General features: G+C 64.0%; 19 protein-coding genes. 7 read left to right on the top strand and 12 right to left on the bottom strand.

Annotated elements, in window-relative coordinates; translation table 11 throughout:
• Nucleotides 1–143: 143 nt before the first annotated feature.
• Together A9D15_RS01855 and A9D15_RS01850 are read right to left on the bottom strand one after the other, a co-directional pair.
• Entirely contained in the window at nt 144–650 is a 507-nt protein-coding gene (locus A9D15_RS01855) for a Csu type fimbrial protein (protein WP_066761187.1), read from the bottom strand.
• A 103-nt stretch (nt 651–753) separates the two neighbouring features.
• Entirely contained in the window at nt 754–1,515 is a 762-nt protein-coding gene (locus tag A9D15_RS01850) for a 3-hydroxyacyl-CoA dehydrogenase (RefSeq protein ID WP_066761185.1), read from the bottom strand.
• Between the two features lie 104 nt (nt 1,516–1,619).
• Between A9D15_RS01850 and A9D15_RS01845 the strand changes: the two genes are divergently transcribed.
• The 6 genes from A9D15_RS01845 to A9D15_RS01820 all read left to right on the top strand — a co-directional run bounded on the left by A9D15_RS01845 (nt 1,620) and on the right by A9D15_RS01820 (nt 7,919).
• Entirely contained in the window at nt 1,620–2,237 is a 618-nt protein-coding gene (locus A9D15_RS01845; protein WP_066761184.1) for a TetR/AcrR family transcriptional regulator, read from the top strand.
• 40 nt (nt 2,238–2,277) lie between these two features.
• Complete coding sequence (locus A9D15_RS01840) at nt 2,278–3,462, top strand: acetyl-CoA C-acyltransferase (RefSeq protein WP_066761183.1); 1,185 nt, start codon at nt 2,278–2,280, stop codon at nt 3,460–3,462.
• A 91-nt stretch (nt 3,463–3,553) separates the two neighbouring features.
• Nucleotides 3,554–4,408: a formyltetrahydrofolate deformylase gene (gene purU, locus A9D15_RS01835; protein ID WP_066761286.1), complete on the top strand. Its 855-nt coding sequence runs from the start codon at nt 3,554–3,556 to the stop codon at nt 4,406–4,408.
• A gap of 200 nt (nt 4,409–4,608) precedes the next feature.
• Complete coding sequence (locus tag A9D15_RS01830; RefSeq protein WP_244881964.1) at nt 4,609–6,915, top strand: putative bifunctional diguanylate cyclase/phosphodiesterase; 2,307 nt, start codon at nt 4,609–4,611, stop codon at nt 6,913–6,915.
• Between the two features lie 52 nt (nt 6,916–6,967).
• The gene (locus A9D15_RS16030; RefSeq protein ID WP_229660355.1) at nt 6,968–7,255 is read left to right on the top strand and encodes an excalibur calcium-binding domain-containing protein; all 288 of its coding nucleotides are present in this window, start codon (nt 6,968–6,970) and stop codon (nt 7,253–7,255) included.
• A 241-nt stretch (nt 7,256–7,496) separates the two neighbouring features.
• Nucleotides 7,497–7,919, top strand: coding sequence for a PaaI family thioesterase (locus tag A9D15_RS01820; protein WP_066761179.1), 423 nt, complete (start codon nt 7,497–7,499; stop codon nt 7,917–7,919).
• A gap of 16 nt (nt 7,920–7,935) precedes the next feature.
• Here the strand turns inward: A9D15_RS01820 and A9D15_RS01815 are convergent, their stop codons facing one another.
• The 7 genes from A9D15_RS01815 to purC form a co-directional block, all read right to left on the bottom strand.
• A complete protein-coding gene (locus A9D15_RS01815) occupies nt 7,936–9,021 on the bottom strand; it encodes a calcium:cation antiporter (RefSeq protein ID WP_216634367.1) in 1,086 nt (361 codons plus the stop codon).
• A gap of 19 nt (nt 9,022–9,040) precedes the next feature.
• The gene (locus A9D15_RS01810; RefSeq protein WP_066761178.1) at nt 9,041–9,403 is read right to left on the bottom strand and encodes a YkvA family protein; all 363 of its coding nucleotides are present in this window, start codon (nt 9,401–9,403) and stop codon (nt 9,041–9,043) included.
• 13 nt (nt 9,404–9,416) lie between these two features.
• On the bottom strand, nt 9,417–10,094 hold the full coding sequence (purQ, locus tag A9D15_RS01805; protein WP_066761177.1) for a phosphoribosylformylglycinamidine synthase subunit PurQ: 678 nt from the start codon (nt 10,092–10,094) through the stop codon (nt 9,417–9,419).
• Nucleotides 10,095–10,096: 2 nt separating this feature from the next.
• Nucleotides 10,097–10,330 carry a phosphoribosylformylglycinamidine synthase subunit PurS gene (gene purS, locus A9D15_RS01800; RefSeq protein WP_066761173.1) on the bottom strand — a complete coding sequence of 78 codons (234 nt, stop codon included), beginning with the start codon at nt 10,328–10,330 and terminating at the stop codon, nt 10,097–10,099.
• Between the two features lie 152 nt (nt 10,331–10,482).
• Nucleotides 10,483–10,923 carry a DUF4168 domain-containing protein gene (locus A9D15_RS01795; RefSeq protein WP_066761171.1) on the bottom strand — a complete coding sequence of 147 codons (441 nt, stop codon included), beginning with the start codon at nt 10,921–10,923 and terminating at the stop codon, nt 10,483–10,485.
• 285 nt (nt 10,924–11,208) lie between these two features.
• Nucleotides 11,209–14,040 carry a M16 family metallopeptidase gene (locus tag A9D15_RS01790; protein ID WP_082924181.1) on the bottom strand — a complete coding sequence of 944 codons (2,832 nt, stop codon included), beginning with the start codon at nt 14,038–14,040 and terminating at the stop codon, nt 11,209–11,211.
• Nucleotides 14,041–14,135: 95 nt separating this feature from the next.
• Complete coding sequence (gene purC, locus A9D15_RS01785) at nt 14,136–14,918, bottom strand: phosphoribosylaminoimidazolesuccinocarboxamide synthase (protein ID WP_066761167.1); 783 nt, start codon at nt 14,916–14,918, stop codon at nt 14,136–14,138.
• A gap of 195 nt (nt 14,919–15,113) precedes the next feature.
• On the opposite strand from purC, the gene A9D15_RS01780 reads away from it, so the two are divergent.
• A complete protein-coding gene (locus A9D15_RS01780; protein ID WP_082924180.1) occupies nt 15,114–15,554 on the top strand; it encodes a MaoC/PaaZ C-terminal domain-containing protein in 441 nt (146 codons plus the stop codon).
• On the opposite strand, the gene A9D15_RS01775 is transcribed toward A9D15_RS01780, so the two are convergent.
• From A9D15_RS01775 to modA, 3 genes are read right to left on the bottom strand one after another with little or no spacing between them, the layout of a single operon-like run.
• Nucleotides 15,551–16,174 (bottom strand): ATP-binding cassette domain-containing protein, encoded by a 624-nt coding sequence (locus A9D15_RS01775; RefSeq protein ID WP_066761166.1) that lies wholly within the window; start codon nt 16,172–16,174, stop codon nt 15,551–15,553. The two genes, A9D15_RS01780 and A9D15_RS01775, sit on opposite strands and share 4 nt — an antisense overlap.
• Nucleotides 16,164–16,850: a molybdate ABC transporter permease subunit gene (gene modB / locus A9D15_RS01770; protein ID WP_066761165.1), complete on the bottom strand. Its 687-nt coding sequence runs from the start codon at nt 16,848–16,850 to the stop codon at nt 16,164–16,166. The genes A9D15_RS01775 and modB overlap by 11 nt, the downstream gene beginning before the upstream one ends.
• Nucleotides 16,850–17,674 carry a molybdate ABC transporter substrate-binding protein gene (gene modA / locus A9D15_RS01765; protein WP_082924194.1) on the bottom strand — a complete coding sequence of 275 codons (825 nt, stop codon included), beginning with the start codon at nt 17,672–17,674 and terminating at the stop codon, nt 16,850–16,852. The genes modB and modA overlap by 1 nt, the downstream gene beginning before the upstream one ends.
• Nucleotides 17,675–17,746: the final 72 nt, after the last annotated feature.

Here is a 17,746-nt window from a genome sequence, read left to right as displayed (position 1 = left end):
CAGCCATCTAGGGGGAAAACCTGTATTGTTCGTAAATTGCACATTTACCTTTTGGTAATTGCACACATTTTGAAAGGGGTAGCGGGCAAGCGCGCAGTAACCCCTCCGGCACCGGGGTGCCGGTAGATACGGGCCGAACCGGATCAGAAATTGACGGTGACGACGACGTAGTCGGAATACTTGCCGCTGCGCGCGGTCTGCGTCGTTGACTTAATCTTGCCATAAGCGGTGATCACGGTGGCACCGCCGCGACGCGAACGGCCGCTGACGGTATTGATGCCGCTGCGATCGCCCCACTGAGCAGTCATCTTCGCGTTCCGGTAAACCTCGTAGGGCAGGTAAGTGCCGAGAACGGGGTCGAACATGTTGCGGGTCTGGCCCTGGACATGAAGCCCGTTGTCCATCGCGATGTCGTAGTCGACGCCGGGTGAACAATTAAGCGTGATGTCGGCCGTTGCCGTCGCATTGCCGCCGCCGCCGGGCGTGGTGATGGGAAATGCCATCGTGGTTGCCTCGATCGAGCAGGCCTCTGCCACTTCGGCCCCGACGGACATCGTCGTCGATTCGCTTTGCGCCCGGGCAATACCGGGCAGCCCCGCAAAGGCGAGGCCGGTGCCCAATATGCATAAAAAGGCGCGCAGCTGTTCCATAACGTTACCCTGCAGGTAACCATCAGCCTTTAACAAATCGTTTTTCCGCCAGTCTGGATGGTGTCCAGACGCGGAACAACTACGCCGCCGAGCAGGGTGCCCCTTACTTCGGAGCCATGCGGATCGCGCCGTCGAGGCGGATGACTTCACCGTTCAGCATCGGGTTCGCCACGATCGATTGGACCAGCATCGCGTATTCCTCGGGGCGGCCAAGGCGGCTGGGGTGCGGGACCTGCTTGCCAAGGCTTTCCTGCGCCGCTTCGGGCAGACCCGCCAGCATCGGGGTCCAGAAGATGCCGGGTGCGATCGTCATGACGCGGATCTGGTGCTGCGACAGATCACGCGCCACGGGAAGCGTCAGGCCGGCAACTCCGGCTTTGGAAGATGCGTAGGCTGCCTGGCCGATCTGCCCTTCAAAGGCCGCGACCGAGGCGGTGTTCACGATTACGCCTCGCTCTTCGCCGATAGGATCTAGCAGGACGAGGCGGGCCGCGAACTGCGCGATCATGTTGAAAGTGCCGATGAGGTTGACCTCGATTACCTTGCGGTATGCGCCAAGCGGGTGAGGCTCGTTGTCGCGGTTCACGGTCTTCATGGGCGGCGCTATGCCGGCGCAGTTGACAAGGACGCGCGCAGTGCCGTGTGCATCTTCGGCGGCATCAAGGGCTGCCTTGACGCTGTCTTCGCTTGCTACGTCGACCTTCTGGAAGATCCCGCCCAGTTCCCTGGCAACGGCTTCGCCCATTTCTTCGTTCATGTCGAAGATTGCGACCTTTGCGCCAGCGTCTGCCAGCATCGTCGCGGTCGCTTTGCCCAAGCCCGACGCGCCGCCGGTGACGATCGCTGCCGTGTCCTTCAGTTCCATCTCGCTATCCTTCTTTCCTTGCGGCCGGCAATGCTTGCGGGACCGATGAAAACGCATGAGTGTATTGCTATCTACGCCGTGTTCTGTCAATCGAGGGGCTGTAGATGACCGACGCATCGCCCTTCAGAACGGCCGAGCAGAAAGAGGCCGAACGCGCCGCCAAGCGTGACGCCGTGCTGTCGGCGGCAGCGCGGATGTTCAACGAGCGCGGCTTTGCCAATACTTCGCTGGATGACGTTGCGGCGCAGCTGGGCGTGTCGAAGCGCACGATCTATCACTATTATCCGACCAAGGACCGGGTCCTGCTCGAATGCCTGAAGAAAGGGCTGGGGCAGTTGCTGGACGCGGCGGACGAGGCGCGCAGCCGCGAGGGAAGCGGGCGGGACAGGCTGGCCTATTTCCTGTGCCGCTATGCTGTGATCACGATGGACGATTTCGGCCGCTGCGTGATCCGTACAGGCGTCGAGCAGCTGAAGTCCGAAAGCATGCCCGAATATCGTGAGATGAAGCGCGGTATCGACGCAGCCATGGGCGAATTCCTGCACGAGGCCGTGAAGGACGGCTCCGTCGCTTGCGAGAACGAAAAGTTGGCCGTCTTCGCGATGGCCGGTGCCCTGAACTGGCCTGCGCGCTGGCACGATCCCGATGGTGCCTTGTCAAAGGAAGAGATCGCGGGCCAGCTCGTCGAATTCCTGATGCAGGGGCTGAGCCCCCGAACGTAGAATACGAGATACCCGGTAATCGCCGGACAAGGAGAGTGACATGACCACCGATCCGATCGTCATCGCCAGCTACGCCCGCACACCTATGGGCGGAATGCAGGGCGTCTTTTCGGAAGTCACCGCGCCGACGCTGGGTGCCGAAGCGGTTCGCGCCGCGGTCCAGCGTGCAGGGATCAAGGGGGCGGACGTCGACCAGATCGTCATGGGCTGCGTCCTTCCGGCGGGGCAGGGGCAGGCCCCTGGCCGCCAGGCCGCGATCTTTGCAGGTCTTGGCGAACACGTTACGGCGACGACCATCAACAAGATGTGCGGGTCTGGCATGCAGGCCGCGATCATGGCGCATGATGCGCTATTGGCCGGATCGTCCGATATCGTCGTCGCGGGCGGGATGGAGAGCATGACCAACGCACCCTACCTGCTGCCAAAGCATCGCGGCGGCGCGCGGCTGGGCCACGATGTCGTGAAGGATTCGATGTTCCTCGACGGTCTGGAAGACGCCTACAATCCCGGCCGCCTGATGGGTGCCTTTGCCGAGGACGCAGCGCAGGAATACCAGTTCACCCGCGAAACGCAGGACGAATACGCGATCCGTTCGCTGACCCTTGCGCGCGAGGCGGGCGAGACCGGCGCCTTCGACCGCGAGATTACGCCCGTTATGGTCAAGACGCGCAAGGCCGACGTCACGATCGACACCGACGAACAGCCCGCCAAGGCCAATGTCGACAAGATCCCCTCGTTGCGTCCCGCCTTTGCCAAGGACGGCACGGTGACGGCGGCGAACAGCTCCTCGATCTCGGATGGTGCCGCCGCACTCGTCATGTGTCGCGCATCCACCGCCGAAAGGATGGGGCTGAATCCCGTTGCCCGCGTCGTCGGCCATTCCAGTCACGCGCACGAACCGGCGCGCTTCACGACCGCGCCCGTCTTTGCGACCCGGAAGCTGTTCGAAAAGATCGGCTGGGGCATGGACGATGTCGACCTTTTCGAAGTGAACGAGGCATTCGCCGTCGTCGCCCTCATCGCCGAGCGCGATCTGGGTATCGAGCGGGACCGCCTCAACGTCAACGGCGGCGCCTGTGCGCTGGGCCACCCGATCGGTGCATCCGGCGCGCGCATCATGACGACGCTTCTGGGCGCGCTTGAGAACCGCAACCTGAAGCGCGGCGTGGCCAGCATCTGCATCGGCGGCGGCGAGGCGACGGCCATCGCGCTGGAACGCTTCTGACCCGCGACGCCCAATGGCCGGTTGAGGACGGCGGCGTTCCTGCCTAAAGCGCCACGGCGCGCGGCTTTCGCGCCCGATGGAGATGCGACCCTTGGCGAAACGTTTCGTCCTCAGCCTGTCTTGCCAGGACCGTCCCGGTCTCGTCGCCGGAGTGGCCGGTTTTCTTGCCGGGCAGGGCGGCAACATTACCGACGCGCAGCAGTACAACGACCCCGATACCGAGCGTTTCTTCATGCGGGTCGAGTTCGATCCGGCTGACGTAACGCTCGACGCCTACCGCACCGGCTTCGCGCCGCTGGCCAGGGAAGCGGGCATGGACTGGAGCCTGCGCGACCGCGACGAGCGGAAGAAGGTCGTGCTCATGGTCTCCAAGTTCGACCATTGCCTTGGCGACCTCATCTATCGCAACCGTATCGGCGAACTGGCGATGGATGTCGTCGCGGTGATCTCGAACCACCCGCAGGAAGCGTTGGCGGTGACGCTGTTGGGCGATACGCCGTTCCATCACCTGCCGATCACGAAGGACACCAAGGCCGAACAGGAAGCGCAGGTCCAGAAGGTCATCAACGAAACCGGTGCAGAGCTGGTCGTGCTGGCCCGCTACATGCAGATCCTGTCGGACGACATGGCTGCGTTTCTGTCGGGCAGGTGCATCAACATCCACCATTCGTTTCTCCCCGGTTTCAAGGGCGCGAAGCCCTATCACCAGGCTCACGCGCGGGGCGTGAAGATGATCGGCGCAACCAGTCATTACGTGACTGCCGACCTCGACGAAGGGCCGATCATCGCCCAGGACGTGGAAGCGGTGTCCCATGCCGATACGCCCGAAGCTCTGGTCGCCCGCGGCCGTGACGTCGAACGCCGCGTCCTGGCCCGCGCGGTGCGCGCGCACCTCGAAGATCGCGTGTTCCTCAATGGCGATCGGACCGTCGTTTTCGACCGTTGAACGGGCACTTTCATAGTTAAGTGAGCGCTACCGTTTCGGGCCGCTGAAAGCTGTCCGGCACGGACGCGGCGTTTACCTGTTATCAACCCTGTTTCGGTACCCCTGATGTCATGTTGGGGTCTGTATTCAAGCGCAAGGGCGGCAATTCGGCGCCCACATCAGCGAGCGAAGACGCTTTCGTGCCCGAGTCGCGCGATGGCATGGCGAAACGCGTCATGGGCAAGCTTCGCCGCGGCGAGGAAATACCCTCACGCCTTGTAGGCCTGCAATATGGCGCCTTGGCACGCGGTGCCTGGCTGCGCTTTGCGATCTTCATCGCCGCTGCGCTTCCTGCCATGGTCGTCTGGAAGGCGGCTGCGGGCGGAATGATCGTCGGCGGCTGGTTCGCTCTCGTCGTGATGATGGCGCTGGCCATGATGCGGATCGAGCGGACTTTTACCGACGCCGAACGACGCCAGCTCGGCTCTGACGAACTTCGCACCCACCTTGCCACCGTCGGCCTTGCCGGTGGGCTGTGGGTCGCGCCGATGCTGATCTTCCCCGAAGTGCTCAGCACCGGCAACGCGGCGCAGTACGCGGTGATGGTCATGCTGATCGGTGTCTTCGTCCTTTCGCTCTCGGTCGTGCCGACGGCGGCGATGGTCTTCATCGGCACATTCGGTATCGGCGGGGCCATCGGCCCCGCGATCCGTGGCGACTGGGTCGCCGTGATCGCGCAGCTTGCCTTTTCGGGCACGATCGCGGGCGGTGCGCTCGCTCTGTCACGCCTTTACCTGCGCCTGCGCCTTACCGAGGCGAGCCTTGCCGAAAAGGCCGAAACCGTTTCGCTCCTGCTTCACGAGTTCGAAGAAAACAGCGCCGATTGGCTGTGGAGCGTCGACAGTTCCCGCCGAGTTCGCGGTGTCTCCCCGCGGTTCGCGCATGCCTTGCAGATGGGCCCGCATGAGGCCGACGGTCAGCCGCTGCTCCGCCTGATTGCGGGCGACGGATGGGAAAGCGGTTCGCTGCCGTCGTCGCTGCGCGACCTGGCGGAGCGTCTGAAGCGACGGGAGAGTTTTTCCAACCTCATGGTCCGCGTGAACGTCGGCGGTCGCAGCCGTTGGTGGGAACTGTCCGGGACGCCCAAGCATGACGAACACGGCCAGTTCTCCGGCTTCCGCGGCGTCGGCTCTGACGTCACAGAACAGCGCGAGAGCGCCGAGAAGATCGCGCAGCTGGCCCGCTACGACCAGCTGACCGGCCTGCCGAACCGCATGATGCTGACAGAGGCGCTGGGTACCGCGCTGCAGCGGGCGGAACAGTGGCGCACGCGCTGCGCCTTCCTGATGATCGACCTCGACCGCTTCAAGGCCGTGAACGATACGCTGGGACACCAGATCGGCGACGAACTGCTGGCCCAGGTTTCGCGCCGCCTGCGCGTCCTGATGGGACAGCACGATACGTGCGGACGCCTGGGTGGTGACGAGTTTGCCGTCGTCATGGCCGACGTAAACGATCGCAACGCCGTCGACCGCATGGCCCATGCCATCATCGACGTGCTGTCGAAGCCCTACGACGTCGACCACCACACGCTTTACGTCGGCGCGTCTGTCGGTTCGGCCATCGGTCCGCGCGATGCCCGCACGGTCGAAACGCTGATGCGCAATGCCGACTTGGCGCTCTATCGTTCGAAGGACGAGGGGGGCGGCAGCCACTTCGCTTACGAACCGCAGATGCACGCCCACGCGGAAGAACGCCGCAAGCTCGAATTCGCGCTTCGCCATGCGCTTGAGCGGGACGAACTGACGCTGGCCTTCCAGCCCGTCGTCCATGCCGAGACCGAACAGGTGATGAGCTTCGAGGCGTTGTTGCGGTGGAATTCGGCGGAATTTGGGCCCATCAGCCCCGCCAAGTTCATCCCGATCGCCGAAGACACGCGCCTGATCGTTCCGATCGGTGAATGGGCCCTGCGCCGCGCCTGTGAAGAGGCGGCGCGCTGGCCCTCGAACATTCGCATTGCGGTGAACGTGTCGGCAGAGCAGATGCTGGACGCCAGCTTTGCCAGCACCGTCGTCTCGGCGCTTGCCAGCAGCGGCCTCGCGGCAGAGCGGCTGGAGCTGGAAGTCACCGAATCGATCTTCCTGCGCGATGGCGGTGCGGCACAGAACACGCTGCAGCAGATCCAGTCGCTGGGCTGCGGCATTGCGCTCGACGACTTCGGCACCGGCTATTCGTCGCTGGGATATCTGCGCAACAACCGCTTCACCACGATCAAGATCGATCGCTCGTTCGTGCAGGGCGCGGCCAAGGACAGCCCGGAATCGCTGGCCATCATCCGGGCCGTCGTTGCCATGGCCGACGCACTCGACATGACGACCACGGCAGAAGGCGTCGAAAGCGAACGCGAACTCGACCGCATCCGCCAGCTCGGCTGCACCAAGATCCAGGGCTTCCTGTTCGGCCGACCCATGGGCGCGATCGAGGCGGCGGCGCTGCTGGCACGGGACGCGGACCGCAAGATTGCGTAAGGTCAGGTATCATCCATACCGGGCGCGAAGATCGCGGAATTCTGGCTGGCAGTTGCCCAACATTATCGGTTTGGCGGCTGGTGCAGGTCTGCTGATCGGCGCGGGTACCTATATTTTCGATCCGACGGCGGAAGGCACGATTGCCAGTCGCGCCCGTGCAGTCGGTGTCAGCGGCGGATTTGTACGAGCACGGGAACCGCAAGCCGGCGATTATTGGTCGGGATGTAATGCGGCGAAAGCCGCTGGTACTGCACCGATCTATATTGGCGAACCGGGATATCGGGAAGGCATGGACGGAGATGGTGATGGCATCGCATGCGAGCCTTATCGCGGTCGATAAAGTTTCGATCGCCTTTTCTGGGTGACAAAAGTGACACTCTGTCACCCAAGTCCAACACGCCAAGACACCAGTATTTCTGCGCCTTTCATCCTGATGCGTCAGGGTGACAGATTGCGCGGGGGCGGAGACCGACGATTTGAAATAGCGATGTGCAGGATGGCGGCACCTGCCCGTGTAGGACAGCAAAACCCTGCCCATAGGGTCAGTTCGGTGAAAACGGGCGCCCCGCTACCGTCACGCCATGCAGACTGACACTGATCCGATTTCCGAGCTCTTCGACAAGGTTCTATCGCCCGGCGGCCGAACGCTGGGCGCGAAACTGATCGCCTACGACGCGGATGAGCGCAAAGTCACCCTCTCGTTCGAGGCCTTGCCCGAGTTTACCAACATCCTTGGCAACCTGCACGGTGGCTACGTCACGGCCATGCTCGACGAGGCGGCGGGGATGGCGGCAAAACTTTCGCTGCCCTTGACGAAGGCGGTGCCCTCGCTCTGCTTTACCGTGAACTTCCTGTCCCCGACGCCGGTGGGGACCGTGTTCGGCGAGGCAAGTATCATCAAGCTGGGCCGGACCACCGCCGTTCTGGAGGCTAGTCTGCAATCGCCTGACGGAAAGACCTGCGCGATGATGACCGTGACGGCCGCGGTCATCGATATAGGCTGATAAACCTGTTTCGCTTTCAGGGCACGACTGTCGTGAACAGGTAAACGCCGAAGATCACCAGATGGACCACGCCCTGCAGGACAGTGGTGCGCCCCGTCGCCAGCGTCTGCGTCGTCACCAGCAACGTGAGCAGCAAGAGGACCGTACCCTTGCCCGTCAGCCCGAGCGCGATCGGCAGGTCGATCATGATCGACACGACGGCAACGGCAGGGATGGTGAGGCCGATGGTCGCCAGCGCCGAGCCGAGCGCGAGGTTGAGACTCGTCTGCAAGCGGTTTGCAAGTGCAGCCCGCGTGGCGGCAATGCCTTCGGGTGCAAGAACCAGCGCGGCGATGACGACGCCGACAAGCGCCTTGGGCAGCCCGGCGGCGGCAACCGCGCTGTCAAGCGGACCGGACAGCGCCTTAGCCAGAAGCACGACTGCGCCAAGACTGACCACCAGCAGTGCCAGGGAAATCAGCGCGTCGCGTTGCGAGACGTGTTGTTCGGCGTGATCGTCGGTAGAGGCATCTGCTCCTTCGGGGCGCAGGAAATAGTCGCGGTGGCGCACGGTCTGCACCATCACGAAAGTCCCGTAGAGGAGGAGCGAGACGACGGCGACGAACAGCAATTGCGGCGTCGCATAGACCGGCCCCGGCTCGCTGACCGTATAGTTCGGCAGCACCAGGCTGAGGACGGTCAGTGCCGAGAGCGTCGCCAGCGCGGCGCTGACGCCGGTCTGCTGAAATGACTGTTCGTGATGTTTGATGCCCCCAATCAGCAGGCAGACCCCGACAAGTAGGTTGAGTATGATCATGACCGCGGCAATGACCGTGTCGCGCGCAAGCGTTGCCGCGCCCTCCGCTGAACCCAGCATCAGCGTTACGATCAGCCCGACTTCGAGAACAGTCACCGACAGCGCAAGGATCAGGGTGCCGAACGGCTCACCCAGACGGTGTGCAATGATTTCTGCGTGGTGCACTGCCGCCATGACCGTGCCGCAAAGAACCAACCCTGTCAGCACCACGGGCGATAGGCCGGCGAGCGAGAGAGCCACGACCGCGACTGCAAGCAGCGGTGCAATCCAGGGCAGGTGGGCGAACAGGCGCATTGTCAGGGCCATAGCCCAGACCGTCGGCCGGTCAAATCAAGATGAGGTAAAGCGCCGCCGCCAGCGCGATCCAGATAGCGATAACCGCGATCAGCCCTGCGGTGGAGCGCGGTTTCGCCATAGCTTCTGCCCGTGCGCGCAGATCCGCCATTAACGGCGCAGGGATCAGGCGCAGTGCCAGCCAGATGCCCGCAGGAACGATCAGCAGGTCGTCCAGCAGGCCCAGCACCGGAATGAAATCGGGGATCAGGTCGATCGGCGAAAGCGCATAGGCGGCTACCCCGCCGGCCAGAACTTTCGCGCCCAGCGGTACGCGCGGATCTCGCGCGGCGAGCCATAGCGCGACCACATCGCGTTTCAGCGCCTTTGCCCAGATCTTGAGCCGGTCCAGCATACCGGCGACCGGTTTACGCGACCGAGAGTCCTTCGAAAACGGCTTCGAACAGGGCGCGGCCATCGTCGCCGCCCTGTGCGGCCTCGATCATGCGTTCGGGGTGGGGCATCATGCCCAGCACGTTGCCCTTCGCGTTCAGCACGCCTGCGATATCGCGGGCCGAGCCGTTCGGATTTTCGGCATAGCGGAACGCGACCTGGCCTTCGCCTTCCAGCCGGTCGAGCGTTTCGTCATCGGCGTAGTAGTTGCCGTCGTGGTGCGCGACGGGGATGACGATTTCCTGACCCTTGGAATACTTCGCGGTGAACAGCGAGGTATCGTTGCCGACGATCAGCGGCACTTCGCGGCAGACGAAGTGGATGCCGGCGTTGCGCATGAGAGCGCCAGGCAGCAGGCCCGTTTCGGTAAGGATCTGAAAGCCGTTGCAAACGCCCAGCACGGGCACGCCGCGCTCCGCTGCCTCGGCAACGGCGCGCATCACCGGGCTGTTCGCGGCCATTGCGCCCGAACGCAGGTAATCGCCATAGGAGAACCCGCCCGGAACCGCGATGAAATCGAGCCCATCGGGAAGCGCGGCATCGCCGTGCCAGATACGGGTGGCGGGCTTGCCCGATACCGCTTCGATCGCAACCGCCATGTCGCGGTCGCAGTTGGAGCCGGGAAAGGTGATGACGCCGGCGGTAAAGGCCATGGTCAGCCCACCTTCTCGATGCGGTAGTTTTCGATCACCATATTGGCGAGAAGCTTGCGGCACATTTCGTCCAGTGCCTCGTCACTAGTGTCGTCGGCGACGTCAAGAGCGATCAGGCGGCCTGCGCGTACGTCGTTGACGCCGGAAAAGCCAAGTCCCTCGAGCGCGTGATGGATCGCGCGGCCCTGCGGATCGAGCACACCGGACTTGAGGCTGACGTGGACGTTGACCTTCATCGAAGGGCCTTTCGAAATGGCTGACTTGGGATTCGTGGTGCGCCTATGCCGTGATTGTGCCGCGCCCGCAAGCAAGCCGCCCCCCGAGACAACGAAAAAGGCCCCGTCCTTGCGGGCGGGGCCTCGATCTTGTGCTTATCGCGGTAAGGCGATCAGCCGCCGACCTGTTCTTCGGTCTCGGTTTCGGCTTCGGCGGTCGCGGCAGCAGCCGGGGCCTCGGGGGCCGGGCGGCGGGCGAAAGCTTCGGCAACGCGGGCCTTCATCGTCTCGTCGGTCTGCGACTTGGTCGCGATGTCGTTGAACATGTGCGGGTCGAGGCCCGAACCGCTTACGGCAGCGACCATGGCGGCCTGCTTTTCTTCAGCCGAAAGCGTCGCATCCTGAGCGACTTCGTTCACCTTGATGGCAGCAGCCGCGAACTTGTCGAGGTCGGCATCGGTGACGGGCGTTGCTTCGGGAGCGGCAGCTTCTTCAGCGGGGGCAGCGGCGGGTGCTTCGGCTGCGGGCGCTTCGGCTGCAGCTTCGTCCTGAGCGAGTGCGGGAGCAGCGGTGAGGGCACCGGCCAGCGTCGCAACAGCGAGGAATTTCTTCATCGTCCAAGTATCTCCGTTTGGGTGATCCGGCGGCCTTGTGTCGGTTCAGGCCATCAGCCCGCAAGGACGGTTACCGCGAAGCGTTCTCTGCGTACGATGAACCGTTATCGTGTCATGAACGAACACTTAATATCTGCAAAGTCCAAATGGACGCAAAGACTGAACAAGTAGCAGCAAGGGGCTTACTTGTGGGCGCGGTAAGCCCAATCATGTGAATCGGGAGAACAAGCAAAAGTACTATTGCCAAGTATAATTGCGATAGACTTTCACTTGTTCTTCATGGCTTCACAGATCCGGCTCTGACACTCCCTCGGGAATGGCGATCATCTCGACCGCGCCGCCCGCAGGGAGCCACTTGCGCGCTGCCTGCTGAAGCTCTGCCGGCGTGATCGATTCGAGCCTTCCGCGATAGGCCGCAAAGCGGGCAAGCCGGTCGCCCCGGCTTTGTGCCCGGTCGACGAGGCCTAGCCAGCCCGCATTGGATTTCAGCGCGTTGTCGTACTTGTCCAGCATCGGCTGGCGCGCACGCTGCACGAGATCTGCGGGGATGGGTTCATCCCGCAGCTTGCGCATCGTTTCCTCGATCGCTTCGACCGAGGGCGCGACCTGCGATAGATCGACGCCCACGTTAAGCAGGAAGATGCCGAAGCCGGGGTAGGTCTGGCTCATCGACGATGCCACGCCCGGGGAATAGGCCTGGCCCAGCCGTTCGCGCAGTTCCTCGGTCAGCGCGATGTCGACCACGCTTTGCAACAGTTCCAGCCGCGCAGTCAGGGCTGCGTCGCTGTCGTCCGTCGTCGGGAAGAAGTAACGGATGACGGCCTGGTCTTGCTGACCACCGTGGCGCACGAAGACGGGGCCGCGCGTGGCGGTGAAAGTGCGCTGGCGGGCATCGGTGCGGGGCAGGAAGGCCGGTTCGCGGGCGGGCAGGGCACCGATGGTCCTGGCCACCATTGCTATCGCTTCGTCCTCGTCGATGGAGCCGACGATCCCGATTTCGATCGCGCCTTTGGCAAGACGGTCGGCGACGGCTTCGCGCAAGTCCGCGAAGTCGAGAGCTTCGTAAGCCTCGATCGGCTGGATCGTATAGCGCGGGTCCTTGTCCGACAGGATTTCCATTTGCCGCGTGGCAAGCGCCGCGTTGGGCGTTGCGTCCATGCGGGCGAACCTGTCCGGCAACTGGCGGCGATATGCTGAGATCGCTTCGCTCCGGTAACCCGGATCGGTGAGATAGGCAGCAATCAGCTGCAATTGCAGGCCCAGATCGCGCGGCGTGGTCGTGCGGGTGGACGTGAAGACTTCGCCCGATGCGCCCAGCCTTGCACCCACGTTGCGTCCGGCAAGGATCGTCTCAAGCTCGTCCGCGCTGTGTTCGCCAAGGCCGCCCGCAGGCAGGCTCGACACCAGTTCCGTGGCAAGCGGATTTTCCCGCGTGTTCAGCAGGTCGCCCCCGTCGAGCGAGACGCGCACGATCACCTGGTCCTCGGCAAGATCGGTCTGCTTGATGTTGAGGTGCACGTTGTTGGCAAACGTGACGCGGCGGATGTCGTAGACGGGGTCGCGCTCGTCGCTCACCACCGTTCCGGCGGGGCCGAAATCGGTATAGGCGAACTCGGTCACTTGGGGCGGCGCGGTGTCGGCCAGCGGGGCATCCATCGCCTCGTTCCATGCGGCGCGCAGGGCGGCGGTGCCGCCTTCCGGCTCGGTCCGGCCCGAATAGCGGAGCATGGCATCGTCGAGCGGGACCATTTCCGCCTTCAGTGCCGCCAGCACGGCGTCGGGCGTGATTTCGGCCTGCATCGCGCGCAAGCGTTCGAGGCTGGCGCTGGGCAGGGTCGGGATTTCGCCCTCTTCGAACAGGTTCAGGATCTCGCCCGTCAGCGCGGCGTTCGTGCGTGTGGCTTCGCCGGCGGCGGCATCTTCCTGCGCAGTCATCAGCTTGGCGAGTTGTTCGGCGACTTCGGCCTCGCTGAACCCGCCGGCAAGCGCGCGGCGGTATTCGGCGACTGCAGCTTCCAGCCCGCGCTTCCACTGGCCTTCGGGCGTATCGACGACGAGACGCGAGATGCGACCCATGCGGAACATGTCGCTGGTGCCGATTCCGGCCGACTTGAAAGGCGGATCGTCCTGCCGCGTCAGACGCTTCAGGCGTCGGTTGACGATGGCATAGCCGATCCAGCGCAGCACGTCCTTGCGGCGCGAGGCGGACGTATCCGCGCTTACTTGCGGTTGCCCCTGCCGCGTCGCGGTTACGCGCTCGGGAAGGGCGGGGTGGATATAGATGTCCTCTGCCGGTGCGCGGGTCAGGTCCACCGTGCCGTATGCGCGTTGCGGGACCGACGGGCTTTTGGCCTGCCAGTCGGAGAACTTCGCCTTGATCTGCGCCTCGACCGCATCGACCGGATAGTCGCCCACGACGGTCAGCACGGCGAGTTCGGGGCGGTAATTGCGCTCCCAATAGGCGCGCAAAGCCTTGCCGTTGGCGGCATTCAGCGTTTCCAGCGTGCCGATCGGCAGGCGGTCGGGATATGTCGCGTCGGGGGCTTCGAAAGCGAACCGGTCGACAAGATCGAGCAACTGGTAGGTGCTGCGATCGCGCCGTTCGGACAGGATGATGCCCTTTTCGCGCTGCACCGCCTCATCGTCGAACAGCAGCTCACCCGCCGTTTCGCGCATCAGCATCAACGCCGTGTCGAGCAGGTCGGGCGTATTTGTCGGCAGGCTGAGTTTATAGATCGTAGCATCGAAACCGGTCGACGCATTGGTGTCCGCGCCGAAGGCCAGTCCCTTGCGTTCGAGCAGGGCGACCATTTCGCCTTCGGGCACGTTGGTCGATCCGTTGAACGCCATGTGCTCGACATAGTGGGCATAGCCCTGTTCGGCGGCGCTTTCGTCCAGCGAGCCGGTGTCGAAGCGCAGCCGCACTTCAGCAGTGCCTGCGGGGGTCTCGTTGTGGCGGATGACGTAAGTCATGCCGTTCGGCAGACGCCCGATCCGCAGTGCGGGATCGGGTTGAAGGTCGCTTGCGGCCAGTATCGCCTCGTAAGGCGGCAGGCCGGATTGCGATGGTCGCGCGCTGGCCGGGATCGCCGCATCGGGTGCGGCGGCCGGCTGCACAACGGCGACGTCAGCGTCGCCCGTCGCCGTGGTGCAGGATGTCAGCAGAAGGGCTGCTAGTGCGACCCAGGCTCCCGTAACGCGCTGTATCGTGATTATTTCTTTCCTCTGAGCTTCCGGTGCGCCGCGATGTCCGCGACTTCACTCGGCCCATCTTCCTGCAACACGCCAAGGCGGCGCGCCACTTCCTGATAGGCATCCTCTTCCCCGCCAAGGTCGCGGCGGAACCGGTCCTTGTCCAGCTTTTCGTTCGTGGCCATGTCCCACAGGCGGCAGCCGTCGGGGCTGATCTCGTCTGCAAGGATCACTCGGGAATAGTCGCCGTCCCAGATGCGCCCGAATTCAAGCTTGAAGTCGACGAGCCGGATGCCGACACCGGCGAACATGCCGCACAGGAAGTCGTTGATGCGGATCGCCATCGACGACATGTCCTGCATCTCCTCGTTCGAGGCCCAGCCGAAGCACGCGATGTGTTCTTCCGCGATCAGCGGATCGCCGAGCGCGTCGTCCTTATAGTAATATTCGATCAGCGTGTGGGGCAGCGGTTCGCCCTCTTCAAGGCCGAGCCGCTTGGAGATCGAACCGGCCGCCACGTTGCGCACCACGACTTCGAGCGGAATGATCTCGACCTGGCGGACGAGTTGTTCGCGCATGTTGAGGCGGCGGATGAAGTGCGTCGGGATGCCGATGTGCGACAGGCGGGTGAACACGAACTCGCTTATGCGGTTGTTGATCACGCCCTTGCCGTTGATCGTGCCCTTTTTCTGGGCGTTGAACGCGGTGGCATCGTCTTTGAAGTACTGGATGATGGTGCCCGGTTCGGGACCCTCGTAAAGGATCTTGGCCTTGCCTTCGTAGATCTGGCGGCGACGCGACATGGGCTGGACTTTCTTTGCCAAAAACCAAGCCCCGGCCTTGCCGGCCGCGTTTCGAAAAAGCGTCTGCCGGAAACTGCCGGGGCATCTTGCCCGCCCTATAAGCGAACGAGGTGCAAAAGCAAAGCCGATGCCGCTTGTGCGCGGCGGTTAGCCCCGCTTAACCTGCGCGGCAGGGTTGCAAGGGGCGTAGGGTGAATGGACCGGGCAGGCATGGACGAGGCGGAAGAACAGGTCTGGGTGACCGACTGGATGGAAGTCGGCGCAGATTTGGTCGAACAGTTCGCCGACCTGACCGAGGACTGGAACCCGATCCACGTCGACGAGGACGCTGCCCGCGCATCGGGCCTGCCGGGTACGATCGCGCACGGGTTCCTGCTGATCTCGCTTTTGGCGCCGCTGCTGTCCGATAGCGGGCACCCTTTGGGCGACACACCGAACTTGTTGAACTATGGCTTCGACAGCCTGCGTTTTATCGCGCCGGTGCCGAGCGGCAGCCGCATTCGCGCACATTTCCGCGAGGCGGGGCGCGAACGGGTGAAGCTGGGCACGCGTTGTGCGATGGATGTCGAAATCGAGGTCGAGGGCGTCGAGCGGCCTGCGATGGCCGCGCGCTGGATCATGCTGAAGCGGGGTTAGGAAAGCTCGACAACTTGCGAGGCGAGGCGGTCGACTTCGGCGCGGTCGTGGCTGACGTAGAGAATCGGCAGGGCCAGATCGTCGCGGATCCGTTCGATCACGCGCAAAATGCCGTCGCGCCGGTCCGCGTCGAGCGAAGATAGCGGCTCGTCCATCAGGAGTGCACGCGGTCCGGACAGCAAGGCCCGCCCGATAGCGACGCGCTGCGCTTCTCCGCCCGAAAGATGCCGGACCGACCGATCGAGCAGAGCGCCGATGCCGAGAAACTCGGTCGCCTCGCCAAGGTTTATGAAACGACGGTCTTCGGGCACGAGGTTCCAGCCATAGAGCAGGTTGTTGCGCACCGACTTGTGCGGGAACAGGCGGCCGTCCTGAAAGACGTAACCGCAGCCGCGCTTTTCAGGCGGCAGCGCGATCCCGGCAGCGGCGTCGAACAGGGTGGCTTCGCCGATGCGGACATGGCCCGATGTCGGGCGTACCAGACCCGCAACCGCGTCCAGAACCGTCGTCTTGCCGATGCCGGACGGGCCGAACAGGGCGGTAATGCCCGCCGCCGGCGCAATTCGGACCGATATGGTGCGCCGTCCGCGCGGAACCGACAGGTCGATGTCAAAGGACATAGCTGCGCCCTCCCTTGCGGACAAGCCATTCGGACACGAGCAGGGCGGCGAGCGAGAGCACGACCGAGGCGATGGCAAGCCGCGTCACGCTGGCCTCTGCGCCCGGCACTTGAAGCGCGGTGTAAATGGCCAGCGGCAGGGTCCGCGTCTCATCCGGCACGTTGGACACGAACGTGATCGTCGCGCCGAATTCTCCCAGCGATCGTGCAAAGCCCAGCACGACCGCCGCGGCGATGCCGGGAAGGGCGAGCGGCAGGGTGATCGAGGCGAATGCGCGCAGGGGCGACGCGCCCAACGTGCGGGCGGCGGTTTCAAGCCGCGTGTCGATTGCCTCAAGCGACAATCGGATTGCCCGCACCATCAGCGGGAGGGCCATGATGCCCGCCGCCAGCGCCGCGCCGGTCCAGCGGAACATCAGCGTCGTGCCGAACAGCGCCTGGAGAGTGCGTCCGCCCCATCCGCCCGCACCGAAGAACAGCAGCAGCAGCCAGCCCGTCACCACCGGCGGCAGGACCAGTGGCAAGTGGACCAGCGTGTCGAGCAGCATCCGCCCGTAGAACCGCTTGCGCGCCAGCAGCCAGGCCAGCGCAAACGCGATCGGAAGCGTCAGTACGATCGCGGCGGCCGCGACCTTCAAGGAAAGGCCGACGATCGCCCATTCGGCAGGCGACAGCATCAGGCCTCCGGCTCTTCGTCCCCGGAAGCGGCGTCGCCGGCTTCATGAGGCTCGCCAGAGAGCGGCGGCGGACCGAATCCGTATTTCTCGAAGATCGACTGTCCTTCGGGTGAGAGCAGGAATTTGCGGAAACCTTCCGCGTCGGTCGCCGTCGAACGGTCGGGGATGGCAATGGGGTAGGTGATCGGTGCATGGCTTTCATCGGGGAAGCGGCCCACGACCTTCACGCCCTCATCGGCTATCGCGTCGCTGCCATATACGATGCCGAGCGGGGCATCGCCGCGGCTGACCAGCGCCAGTGCGGCGCGCACGTCGGCGGTCTGCGCGACATGGTCTTTCACTTCGTCCCATGCGCCGATGGAGATCAGCGATGCCTTGCCGTAACGGCCTGCAGGCACCGCCACCGGATCGGCGATGGCGAGACGGCCGCCGTCGAGGGCTTTTGCCCAGTCACCGCCTTCGGGAAAGGCTGCGTCGCTGTCCTTGGGTGCGATCAGTACGAGCGTGTTGGTGGCCACGATGTCGCGCGTCCCATGACGTAGCGAGACGTTGCCCTCGACCCAGTCCATCCAGCGCGAATCCGCCGACACGAACAGGTCCGCAGGCGCGCCCGTCGCGATCTGTCGGGCCAGCGCGCCGCTGCCCGCAAAGGATAGTGTCGGCTTGAGATGGCCCTGCGCCGCCCATGCCTCTGCCGCTTCGGTCATGGCCTCTTGCGTGCTGGCCGCCGCAAGCACGAGCGGCGGGCGCGGAGCCGGGTCCTTGCCGCAAGCGGAGAGCGAGAGGCCTGCAACAAGGGCGAGGACGGTAGCAAGTAAGCGCATGCCGTCACGCATAGCGGTTTAGCATTTGATATAAAAGGATGAGCCGCCCTTGCGTTCGCAGCAATTGCCGCA

The sequence above is a fragment of the Croceicoccus pelagius genome, assembly GCF_001661915.1.
Taxonomy (GTDB): domain Bacteria; phylum Pseudomonadota; class Alphaproteobacteria; order Sphingomonadales; family Sphingomonadaceae; genus Croceicoccus; species Croceicoccus pelagius.
The sequence above is the reverse complement of the archived record's forward strand: the minus strand, read 5'-3'. Positions and strand labels throughout refer to the sequence as shown.

What these genes read in the sequence shown, in the direction of transcription:
- A9D15_RS01810 (WP_066761178.1), bottom strand. Translation starts at nt 9,403, where the DNA reads ATGCTGGACCGGCTCAAGATCTGGGCAAAGGCGCTGAAACGCGATGTG.
- modB (WP_066761165.1), bottom strand. Translation starts at nt 16,850, where the DNA reads ATGCTGTCGCCTGCCGAATGGGCGATCGTCGGCCTTTCCTTGAAGGTC.
- A9D15_RS01815 (WP_216634367.1), bottom strand. Translation starts at nt 9,021, where the DNA reads ATGGCCCTGACAATGCGCCTGTTCGCCCACCTGCCCTGGATTGCACCG.
- A9D15_RS01840 (WP_066761183.1), top strand. Translation starts at nt 2,278, where the DNA reads ATGACCACCGATCCGATCGTCATCGCCAGCTACGCCCGCACACCTATG.
- A9D15_RS01775 (WP_066761166.1), bottom strand. Translation starts at nt 16,174, where the DNA reads ATGTCCTTTGACATCGACCTGTCGGTTCCGCGCGGACGGCGCACCATA.
- purQ (WP_066761177.1), bottom strand. Translation starts at nt 10,094, where the DNA reads ATGGCCTTTACCGCCGGCGTCATCACCTTTCCCGGCTCCAACTGCGAC.
- modA (WP_082924194.1), bottom strand. Translation starts at nt 17,674, where the DNA reads ATGCGCTTACTTGCTACCGTCCTCGCCCTTGTTGCAGGCCTCTCGCTC.
- A9D15_RS01780 (WP_082924180.1), top strand. Translation starts at nt 15,114, where the DNA reads ATGGACCGGGCAGGCATGGACGAGGCGGAAGAACAGGTCTGGGTGACC.
- A9D15_RS01795 (WP_066761171.1), bottom strand. Translation starts at nt 10,923, where the DNA reads ATGAAGAAATTCCTCGCTGTTGCGACGCTGGCCGGTGCCCTCACCGCT.
- A9D15_RS01820 (WP_066761179.1), top strand. Translation starts at nt 7,497, where the DNA reads ATGCAGACTGACACTGATCCGATTTCCGAGCTCTTCGACAAGGTTCTA.
- purC (WP_066761167.1), bottom strand. Translation starts at nt 14,918, where the DNA reads ATGTCGCGTCGCCGCCAGATCTACGAAGGCAAGGCCAAGATCCTTTAC.
- A9D15_RS01850 (WP_066761185.1), bottom strand. Translation starts at nt 1,515, where the DNA reads ATGGAACTGAAGGACACGGCAGCGATCGTCACCGGCGGCGCGTCGGGC.
- purS (WP_066761173.1), bottom strand. Translation starts at nt 10,330, where the DNA reads ATGAAGGTCAACGTCCACGTCAGCCTCAAGTCCGGTGTGCTCGATCCG.
- A9D15_RS01845 (WP_066761184.1), top strand. Translation starts at nt 1,620, where the DNA reads ATGACCGACGCATCGCCCTTCAGAACGGCCGAGCAGAAAGAGGCCGAA.
- A9D15_RS01855 (WP_066761187.1), bottom strand. Translation starts at nt 650, where the DNA reads ATGGAACAGCTGCGCGCCTTTTTATGCATATTGGGCACCGGCCTCGCC.
- A9D15_RS01830 (WP_244881964.1), top strand. Translation starts at nt 4,609, where the DNA reads ATGGCGAAACGCGTCATGGGCAAGCTTCGCCGCGGCGAGGAAATACCC.